This is a genomic window from Pseudoroseomonas ludipueritiae, assembly GCF_014490445.1.
Classification (GTDB): Bacteria; Pseudomonadota; Alphaproteobacteria; order Acetobacterales; family Acetobacteraceae; genus Pseudoroseomonas; species Pseudoroseomonas ludipueritiae.
The window spans coordinates 1-9,623 of the sequence record NZ_JACTUZ010000166.1 but is presented as its reverse complement, the minus strand read 5'-3'; the positions used below and the strand labels follow the sequence as shown (position 1 = coordinate 9,623).

The 9,623-nt window shown below is 72.6% G+C and carries 7 protein-coding genes and 1 pseudogene; 4 read left to right on the top strand and 4 right to left on the bottom strand.

The genetic code is table 11. The features are described from left to right. Together IBL25_RS22145 and IBL25_RS22140 are read left to right on the top strand one after the other, a co-directional pair. Window positions 1-620: pseudogene (locus IBL25_RS22145) on the top strand (hypothetical protein); the annotation flags it as partial. Then, entirely contained in the window at window positions 617-1,579 is a 963-nt protein-coding gene (locus IBL25_RS22140) for a hypothetical protein (protein ID WP_202986849.1), read from the top strand. The pseudogene IBL25_RS22145 and the gene IBL25_RS22140, both read left to right, overlap by 4 nt. A gap of 3 nt (window positions 1,580-1,582) precedes the next feature. On the opposite strand, the gene spt is transcribed toward IBL25_RS22140, so the two are convergent. From spt to IBL25_RS22120, 4 genes are all read right to left on the bottom strand, one after another. Then, entirely contained in the window at window positions 1,583-2,803 is a 1,221-nt protein-coding gene (gene spt / locus IBL25_RS22135; RefSeq protein WP_187780666.1) for a serine palmitoyltransferase, read from the bottom strand. Next, window positions 2,800-3,081: an acyl carrier protein gene (locus IBL25_RS22130; RefSeq protein WP_239417525.1), complete on the bottom strand. Its 282-nt coding sequence runs from the start codon at window positions 3,079-3,081 to the stop codon at window positions 2,800-2,802. Before IBL25_RS22130 ends, spt begins: the two co-directional genes overlap by 4 nt. A gap of 29 nt (window positions 3,082-3,110) precedes the next feature. Next, entirely contained in the window at window positions 3,111-4,496 is a 1,386-nt protein-coding gene (locus tag IBL25_RS22125) for a lipopolysaccharide biosynthesis protein (protein WP_187780664.1), read from the bottom strand. Window positions 4,497-4,649: 153 nt separating this feature from the next. Continuing rightward, window positions 4,650-5,588: an MYG1 family protein gene (locus IBL25_RS22120; RefSeq protein WP_187780663.1), complete on the bottom strand. Its 939-nt coding sequence runs from the start codon at window positions 5,586-5,588 to the stop codon at window positions 4,650-4,652. Between the two features lie 128 nt (window positions 5,589-5,716). Here IBL25_RS22120 and IBL25_RS22115 point away from each other — a divergent pair, with 128 nt between their 5' ends. Both IBL25_RS22115 and IBL25_RS22110 read left to right on the top strand, forming a co-directional pair. Next, window positions 5,717-6,985 carry a metallophosphoesterase family protein gene (locus IBL25_RS22115; protein WP_187780662.1) on the top strand — a complete coding sequence of 423 codons (1,269 nt, stop codon included), beginning with the start codon at window positions 5,717-5,719 and terminating at the stop codon, window positions 6,983-6,985. Continuing rightward, the coding region (locus IBL25_RS22110) for an AAA family ATPase (RefSeq protein ID WP_187780661.1) at window positions 6,985-9,623 on the top strand (2,639 nt) is incomplete at its 3' end. The genes IBL25_RS22115 and IBL25_RS22110, both read left to right, overlap by 1 nt.

Below are 9,623 nucleotides of genomic sequence, written 5' to 3'. Positions count from 1 at the left end.
CGGGCCTGCGGCGCCTGCTGGCGGCTGCCGGGGCTGGGCGGCTGCGGCGGCAGGCCCGGCCGGTACTGGAAGTCTCGGGCGCCGGCGCGGCGCCGATGCGCGGGCTGCTTTTCGGTGCCGCCGCCTTCACGCACGCCGTTGGCTTGGCCGAGGGCCGGCTGCATCGCCATGGGCTGATGGATAATGCCGTGGTGGGCATCACCGGCGTGATGATGGCGGTGCAGGCCCTGGCCGGGCGCGGCGCCTTCGGCCGCGCGCTGCGGCAGGGCACGGCCATGCAGGTGGCCCGCGACAATGGCGCCGCGGTCACGGGGCCGCGCTTCATCCTGATGGCGACGACGCTGGACCGGCTGATGCTGGGCCTCTGGCCCTTCTGGGGCGATGGCGAAGGCGCCATCCGCGTGCTGGACGTGGCGGCGCCGCCGCAGCGGCTGGGCGCCGGCCTTTGGTCCCTGCTGCGCCGCCGCCCGCCCGCCCTGCCCGGCTGGCACAGCAGCCGTGCCGGCACATTGCGCATCGACCTGCGGGAAGGCTTCGTGCTGGATGGAGAGACCTTCCAGCCCGGCCCCGACGGCATCCGCCTCTCGGCCACCGCGCCGCTGACCTTCATTTCGGCATGAGTGACACGGCGGCAGAAGCCGCATTGGCGGCACGGGTGGCGGCGGAGATGGCGGTGCCCACAGCCCCTTCCTCCGCCATGGCCGGCGCCCTGGCGCTGGCGCGGGATATCGTGGCGGAGCATGGCGATGCCGTGCGGGCGGTGCTCTTCTACGGCTCCTGCCGCCGTACCGGCGACGCCTCCGGGCTGCTGGACCTTTACGTGGTGCATGATGGCCAGCGCGCCTTCCACCGGCACTGGCTGCCGGCGCTGCTGAACGCCGCGCTGCCGCCCAATGTGATGCAGCGCGTCGGGCATGCCGAAGGCGTGGGGGAAGTGCGCGCCAAGGTGGCCGTGCTCTCCCGCCGGCAATTCGAGCGCCGGCTGCGGGCCGGGACGATGGACACCACCATCTGGGCCCGCTTCTGCCAGCCCACGACCCTGGTCCATGCCCGCGACGCGGAAGCCGCCGCCTGGGCGGCCACCGCCGGCGCCCGCGCCTTTGCCACCGCCGCGCTCTGGGCCGCGCGGCTGGGGCCACGTCAGGCGGCCCCGGCCGGCTTCTGGCAGGCGCTGTTCGCCAGCACTTATGGCGCCGAACTCCGCACGGAACGCCGGGGGCGCGGCAACAGCATCCATGAAGCGGCGCCGGAGTGGTTCGACGGCAACCTGCCGCTGGCCTTCGCGGCGCAAGGGCTGGATGCCAGGCCAGATGCCGAGGGGCGGCTGGCGCCGGGCCTGCCACCCTCCCGGCGCTGGAGTGCGGGATGGGCGCTGCGGCGCTGGCTGGGCAAGCCGCTGAACGTGGCGCGGCTGGTCAAGGCCGCCTTCACCTTCGAGGGCGGCGCCGATTACCTGGCCTGGAAGATCGAGCGCCATTCCGGAGAGGCGCTGGCGCTGACCGACTGGCAGCGCCGCCACCCCGTCCTCGCCGCGCCCCGCTTGTTGTGGCGGCTGCTGCGGCGGGGCGCGGTGCGCTGAGGCTTACTCGGCGGCGGTGCCGGCGGCGAAGGTGTCCAGCATGCCGAGCGACTGGCCCACGGCGGTGATGGTCGCCAGGGCGTGGTCGATCTGCTCCGGCGTGTGCTCGGCGCACATGCTGGTGCGCAGCAGCGGCTTGCCTTCCGGCGTCGCTTGCCCCAACGCCAGGTTGACGTAGACGCCCTCCGCCAGCAGGCGGTTCCAGAAGAGGATGGCGGTCTCCTGGTCCGGGCAGCGGATGGAGGCCACCGGGCTCGCCACCGGCCCCAGGCTGAAGCCCGCCGCCTGCAACCCGGAATGGAAGTGGCGCACGTTGCGCTGCAGACGTACGCGGCGCAGCGGCTGGCTTTCCATCACCTCGATCGCCCGCGTCACCGAGGCGATCACGGAAGGCGGCAGCGAGGCGGTGAACATATAGGGGCGCGAGGTCAGGCGCAGCAGGTCGAAATCCTCGACATCCGAGGCGCAGAAGCCGCCCACGGCGCCCAGGCTCTTGCTGAAGGTGCCGACGACATAGTCCACGCCGTCCTCGCAGCCCTCGGCCTCGGCCAGGCCACGGCCGTTCTCGCCCAGCACGCCCAGGGAATGCGCTTCATCGACCATCAGCCAGGCGCCGGCCTCGCGCTTGACCTCGACGAAGTCGCGCAATGGCGCGGTGTCGCCCAGCATGGAATAGATGCCCTCGACCACCACCAGCTTCTCGCCGGGCTGGGAGGAAAGGTGCCGCAGGCGGCGGCGCAGGTCCTCGGGGTCGTTGTGGCGGAAGCGCGTCACCTGCGCCCCGGCCAGCTTGGCGCCGTCATAGATGCTGGCATGGCTGTCGGCATCCAGCAGCAGGTGGTCCTTGGGCCCGGCCAGCGCCGCCAGCGCGCCCAGGTTGGCCTGGTAGCCGGTGGAGAAGACCATGGCGGAGCGGCGCTTCAGGAAAGCGGCCAGCCGCCGCTCCAGCCCGGAATGCCCGCCATAGGAACCATTGGCGATGCGGGAGCCGGTGGTGCCGGTGCCCTCGGTCCGCAGGGCCTCGACGCCCGCGGCGACGCAGCTCTCCTCGAAGGTCAGGCCCAGATAGTTGTTGGTGCCCAGCAGCAGCACCCGGCGGTCGCCGATCAATGCCTCGGTGGCGGAGATGACGCGGTCGAAGACCACGCCGAAGGGGTCCTGGCCAGCGGAAGCGACGGCGGCATGCGCCTCGCGCAGCTTGCGATACTTAGCGAGCACGTTCAGGCGACCTTGGACGCGTTCAGGATGCGGACGAGATCGCCTACGGTCTCAATCTCGGCCATTTGATTCATCGGAATTACGGTATCGAACTGAGTCTCGACCTGCATGATGAAATCCATCACCGCGACCGAGTCGAGGTTCAGATCCTGCAGGATATTGGTTTCCGCCGTGATGGGACGGGTCACGCCGACCACCGATTGGATGGCGGCCACCACGTTCTTGTAGATCTCGTCCTCTTGCAATGAACTATGCCCCCAGGTGCCGCTGGTGCCCCCGGGCACCTTTTCATGGCGAAACAGAGTAGGAATGATTAATCCACTTGGACAGCATTGTCAGGCGGCGGATTGTTCAGGCTGTTATTCCCGCCTCGCAATACGGCCACAGCGGTGCCGGCCTGCAACACCGCCATAAGCACGGCCATTGCAATGGCCGCGAGCCCCGCGCCCCAGAGGCCGAGCCAGTGCATCCCGGCCAGGGAGGCGGGCACATACAGCACCGTCCCGGCCAGCCTCGCCCGCAGGGCGGCGCCCTGGCGGTCGATGGACATCAGCAGCGGCTCCAGGGCGAAGGAAGCGAAGCCGACCGCCGAGGCGATGCCGAGCAGCATCATCACCGCATAAGCCGGCGTCGCTTCCGCCCCGCCCACGGCACGCAGCAGCGGCTGGCCCAGCAGCGCCAGCACCACCAGCAGCAGCGCCGAACCGCCTGTGGAGGCCAGCAGGGCACGCCGCATCAGGGCAGAGATGGCATGGCGGTTGCGCGAGGCCGCCAGCCGGGCCAGCTCGGGATAGATGGCGGGGCTCAGGAAGCGGCCTGGCTTCAGCGCCGCCTCACCGATCTGGCGGGCAATGGCGAAGAGCGCCGCCTCCGCCGGCCCCAGCACCGCGCCGGCGCAAAGAGCGCCGAGATGGCCGGAGGCCAGGGACAGCGTGGCGGTGAGATTGGTGGTCCAGACAAAGGACCAGATGCCCGGATGTGCCACTGAGGCACGCGGCAGCCGCCCTTCCCCCTTGTCGCCGGTCAGCCCGCGCCGGTGCAGCTCCCGCCAGGCGGCGAAGGCCAGGGACAGGCCTCCCACGGCCGTTGCCAGGTACCAGACCGCCAGGAAGGCCGGCAGCCCGCCGCCCAGCAGCGCCGCCAGCCCGGCCCCCGCCAGCCGCACCAGGGCGCCCATGGTGTCCCGGGTCGCGAGCACGTCGAAGCGGTTGAAGAGCCGCAGCAGCCCGGTGGGCGTCGCCATGACCATGAAGGCCGAGGAGGTGGCGTAGAGCGCCGCCATGCCAGCCATCTCGGGCGGGATCTCGAAGATCCCGCCCAGCCAGAAGGCCACGGCGGCGCAGATGAACATGCCGCCCAGCGCGGCGCCGGCATCCAGCCCGGCGGTGAAGCGGACCAGGGAGCGGAACTCGGCCCGCTGCCCGCGCTCCAGGCTGGCGGCGCCATAGCGCAGCACCGCCTGCCAGGACTGGAACTTGGTGATGGAGGAAGCCGTCTGGGCAAAGGCATGCATCAGCACCAGCACGCCGAAGGCCTCGATGCCCAGGGTGCGGAAGGCCACGCCGGTGGCGGCGAGGTTGATGAGGCCCATGGCCGCCTTGCCGCCCAGCATGGTGCCGGCATTGCGCAACAGGCGGCGGGTGATGGTGTCGATGCTGCTGGCTGGGGCGAGGCTGTCCCCGCCCGAAGATGCTGTCACGCTGGCTTTTACCCGGGTCGGGGCCATGGGCGGCGATCAGGGCGCGCCCATGCCACGGGAAGATGACCTGCGCCGCCGCGAGCTGCATGCGGTGCGGGAGAAGGCGGAGCTTATAGGCCCCGCGCCCCGGCCGGGCCAGTTATTTGCGCGGCGTCAGGCCGGCGGCAGGCCGCCGATCCGCAGCGCCTCGCGCGCCATGGCCACGGCCCCGGCACGGGATCGGGCGGCGCCGACGAAGCGGCGCACATGCACGAAGACCGCGTCCGGCACCTTGGAAGCCTCGACCAGCGCGCCCTCCTGCAAGCCGGCCCAGGCTTCCGGCAGCGGCAGGCGCTGCGCGAAGGAATGCGGCTCCGGCGGCATGGCATCCACCATCCAGTTGCCGTTGGGTACGGGGTAGACGGCGTAGATCACCGGCAGTTCATGGCTGAAGACGGCATTCTTCCAGGGCATGCCACGCTCCAGCTCCAGCACGCGCGGGTCGGCCGAGGCCTGGTGCGCCGCCACCACCATGGCATCCGCCGCGAGGCGGGAGCGCAGCACGTCCACCCGGCGGCGCAGCACGCCTTCCAGCAGCGCCACGGCTTCCAGGAAGGCGGCGTCTTCGGCCTTCTGGCGGCCCTCGGCGGGGGTGTCCCAGGTCAGGTTGCAGTCGCCCACCAGGGCGGCGAGGTCCAGCGGCTCCCGGCTGCCGGCCACGCCATTGTCGATCTCGTCGATGCGGCGGATCACGGCGCGGTCGAGGTCGGCGGCGATGGTGGCAGAATTCTCGCCCCCGCCCAGCGCCCGCACGGCGGCCTCGCCGAACTGCTGCCAGACCAGGCCGGCGGAGGAGAAGGGCGTGCCATCCTCCCGCGTGGGGGCGCCGCGCTGATGGTGGTCGAAGCGGTTGGCGGCGGGGTCGAAGACCAGACCGACATCCCAGACATAGTCGCCCTGCGCGATCAGCGCCGCGTCCCGCGTACGGACCAGCCGATGGTCCTGCCCCGGCGCCTTCAGGCCGAGGGCCAGGCGCAGCACGACGTAAGCGAAGGCCTCGTCGCAGTGGAAGCTGCCGCTATGGGTGACGAGGAGGGGCAAGGTCTGGCTCATGAAATATCCTGGCTGGCTGCGGCGGGGCGTTATGTCCCCGATGCCGCCCCGCTACAACCGCAGGGCCTCGCCCCCTGTCATGCCGGTCGCGCCCGTGGCATCCTGGGGCCCTGACCGCAGAGACCGCCTTGCCCAGCTTCCGCTTCCTGCACGCCGCCGACCTGCATCTCGACAGCCCCCTGCGCGGGCTGGACGCCGATGCCACCGCCCCCGCCCGCCGCATCCGGCAGGCGAGCCGGGACGCGCTGGACCGGCTGGTCGGGCTGGCGCTGGCGGAACGGGTGGATTTCGTGGTGGTGGCCGGCGACCTCTATGACGGGGACTGGCAGGACTTCCGCACCGGCCAGGCGCTGGTTTCCGCCTTCGCGCGGCTGACGCGCGAAGGCATCCGCATCGTCGCCATCCGCGGCAACCACGATGCCGACAGCGTGCTGACCCGCAACCTGCGGCTGCCCGAGGGCGCCACCCTGCTCTCCCACCGCAAGGCGGAGACGCTGCGCTTCGACGACCTCGGCGTGGCCTTCCATGGGCAGAGCTTCGCCCAGCGCGCGGTGGTGGAGAATATCGCCCGGGATTATCCCGCGCCGCTGCCGGGCCTGTTCAACATCGGCCTGCTGCATACCGCCGCCGCCGGCCACGCGGCGCACGAGACCTATGCCCCCTGCTCGGTCGAGCAACTGGCCGGGCATGGCTACGACTACTGGGCCCTGGGCCATGTGCATGAGCGCACGGTGCTGCACCGCGAGCCCTGGATCGTCTTTCCCGGCAATCTGCAAGGCCGGCACATCAACGAGCCTGGCGCCAAAGGCGCCTCGCTGGTCACGGTGCGGGCCGGGCGGGTGGCGGAGGTCGCGCACCAGCCGCTGGATGCCGTGCGCTGGGCGCGGCTGGCCGTGGATTGCACCGCCGCCGCCGACCTCCCTGCCGTGCTGGACCGCGCGCGGGATGCGATGGGTGCCGCCCTGGATGCCGCCGATGGCCGGCTGTTGGTGCTGCGCGTGGTGCTGGAAGGTGCCTGCCCCGCCCATGCCGAACTCAGCCGCGACCGCGCCGCGACGCGGGAGAATATCCGCGCCGCCGGGCTGGAACTGACGGAAGACGACCTCTGGATCGAGGCGGTGCGGATCGACACCCGCCCCGCCCTGGCACCGGAGGCGCTGCGCGGCCGGGCCGATGCGGTAGGTAGGCTGGTCGGTGCCATCGAGGCGCTGGCAAATCAGCCGGATGCGCCGCTCTCCACCGCCATCCGCGATTATGCCACCGAGATGCTGAACCGCGCCCCGCGCGACGCCCTGCCCGCCGACCATCCCGCCATGCTGGCGGCCAGCGGCGCCATCCCGCCCGAATTGCTGGAGCGCGCCCGCGCTTTGCTATTGGCCCGGCTGGCGGAAGGCTGATGCGCCTTACCCGCCTGACGTTGCGCCAATATGGCAGCTTCGCCGATGCCTCGCTGCGGCTGGACCCGGCGCCGGGGCGGATCAACCTGGTGCTGGCACCCAATGGCGCCGGCAAGTCGGTGCTGCGCCAGGCCTTCGGCGACCTGTTCTTCGGCATCGGCGGGCAGACGCCGATGGGCTTCCGCCATGGCTATCCTGGCATGCAGGTGCTGGCGGAAGGCATCGGCCCCGATGGCGCGCCCTTCGTGCTGGATCGCCGCAAGAAGGTTGGCGCCGCCGCGCTGCTCGGCGCCGATGGCCAGCCCCTCGCCCCATCATCCCTGACCCGCCTGACCGGCCCGGCCGACCGGGCGCTGCTGGAACGACTCTTCGCGCTGGACACGGAGAAGCTGCGGGCCGGCGGGCAGGCGCTGCTGGCCTCCGGCGGCGCCCTGGCCGAGGCGCTGTTGCAGGCAGCGGGCGGTATGCGGCAGGCGCGGGACCTGCGGCAGGCGCTGGAGGGCGAGCGGGACCGCCTCGCCCCCCGCCGCAAATCGGCGCAGCGGCCTTTCTATCTGGCGCTGGACCGCCTCACCTCCAGCCGCCGGCTGCTGAAGGACAAGCTAGTGCGGCCCGAGGCCTGGCTGCAGCAGGACGAAGCCCTGGCCGAGGCGACCCGGCGGCATGAGGCCGCGCATCAGGCGGCGCGCGATGCCGCCGCCGCCATCCACCGGATGGAACGCGCCCGCCGCATCCGCCCGCTGCTGGCCCGTCTGGACATGGCCAGGGCCTGGCTGGATCGGCATCCTGGCGCGCCGCACCTGCCGCCAGACCTGCGCGACAGGCTTTCCGCCGCCCTGCGCGGGGCCGAGCAGGCCAGTGAGGCGCTGGCTGGCCTGCGGCGACGGCATGCGGAACTGCTGCAACAGGCAGCGGCCGTGCAGCCGGATGCGGCGCTGCTGGCGGCGGCCGAGGACATCCGCATCCTCCAGGAAGATGCCGGCGCCGCCGGGAAAGCGCAGAAGGATCTGCCGGCGGTTGAGGCTGCCCTCAGGGCGCTTGAAGCACGGGTGGAGGAACATCTCGCCGCCCTGGGCCTGCCTGGCCCCGCCTCGAAGGCCGCGGCGCAACTACCCGCGCCGCTGCCGGTGCAGCAGGCCCGGCGGCTGACGGAAGCCCATGCCCGCCATGCGGCCCTGCTGGCGGAACTCCCCGGCCGTATCGCGACGCAGCAAGCCGCACTGGCCGCCGCCGCGCAGGAACTGGAGCGCCTGCCCCCAGTTGGCACGGCGGATGACCTTTCCGCCCTCCTCGCAGCCATCCTGGCCGAGGGCGATCCCGTGCGCCTCGCCACCGCGGCCGCTACCCGCGTGGCCCAGGCGCGGGCGAAGCTGGGCGCGGAGCTGGCGCGGCTGCCGGCACCGCTGCGCGACCCGGCGATACTCCGTACCCTCTCGCTGCCCGCACGGGCGGAACTGGAACGCCTCGCCGCCACACGCGACGCGGCGGTGGAAGCAGTGCGCCGCGCCGAGGCCGAATTGTCGCGCCTGGAGGCCGATGGCCGGCAGGTGCTGGCGGAGCGTGCAGCGCTGGAAGGCCAGGGCAGCCTGCCGGATGAGGCCGCGCTGCAACGCGCCCGCGCCCGGCGGGACGAGGGCTGGCATCTGGTTTATCGCCGCGCCTTCATGCCCGCGGCGGTGGACGAGGCGGCGGAACGCGCCTTCGCCGGGGCGGAGCCGCTCCCCCTCGCCTATGCCCGCGCGGTGGCCGAGGCCGATGCCCTGGCCGACCAGCGGCTGCTGGAAACCGCGCGGCTGGCGCGGGCGGCGGAACTGGACCGCGCCATCGCCCGCAATCGCGCGGAGACGGAGGCGGCCGCCACCGTCGCCGAAGCCGCCCGCGCCGCCGCCGTTGAGGCTGGCAGCCGCTGGGAAGCCGCCATCCGCCCGGCAGGGCTGGGCGCCATGGCGCGCTGGCCGGAGGTCGAGGCCCTGCTGACTCAACGGGAGGTGGTGCTGGACGCCGCGCAGGCGGTGGAGCACGCCGAAGCCGAGGCAGCACAGGTCGAGGCCCGGCACCGGGCCGGGGCGCTGCGGCTGGCGCGGGCTCTGCGGCTGGAGGATGCCACCGGCCCCGATCTGCGCACCCTGCTGGACATGGCCGAATCCCGCCAGCGCGCTGTTCATCGAGACCTGGTGGCACGGGCCGATCTGACCGCCCGGCGCGACGCGGCGGCCCGCGCGCTGGAGGAAGCCCGGCGGGATCATCGGCAGGCCGAGGAGCGGCTCAGCGCCTGGGAGGCCGAGTGGCGGGAGGCTTGGCGCGCCCTGGGCCATGACGCCTCGCCTTCGGCGGAGGACGGCTCGGTGCTGCTCGATCTTTACGAGGCCTTGCGCGGGCTGGTTGCCCAGGCGGGCGAGGCCCGGGAGCGGCTGGAGGGGATGCGGGCCGAGATCGCCGGCTTCGGCACCGCCTGCCTTCGCATTTGTCAATCGGTGCAGCCGGATGCCCTGGTGGAAGATGCTTTCGCCGCCGCCCGCGCGCTGGCCCAGCGGCTGGGGCAGGAGGCGGAGGAGCAATCCCGCCTTGGCCTGCTGCGGCAGCAGGCCGGGCAGGCGGCGCAACAGGCGGCCGAGGCCGCGCAGGCCGCCGCCACCGC

What these genes read in the sequence shown, in the direction of transcription:
- IBL25_RS22140 (WP_202986849.1), top strand. Translation starts at nt 617, where the DNA reads ATGAGTGACACGGCGGCAGAAGCCGCATTGGCGGCACGGGTGGCGGCG.
- IBL25_RS22120 (WP_187780663.1), bottom strand. Translation starts at nt 5,588, where the DNA reads ATGAGCCAGACCTTGCCCCTCCTCGTCACCCATAGCGGCAGCTTCCAC.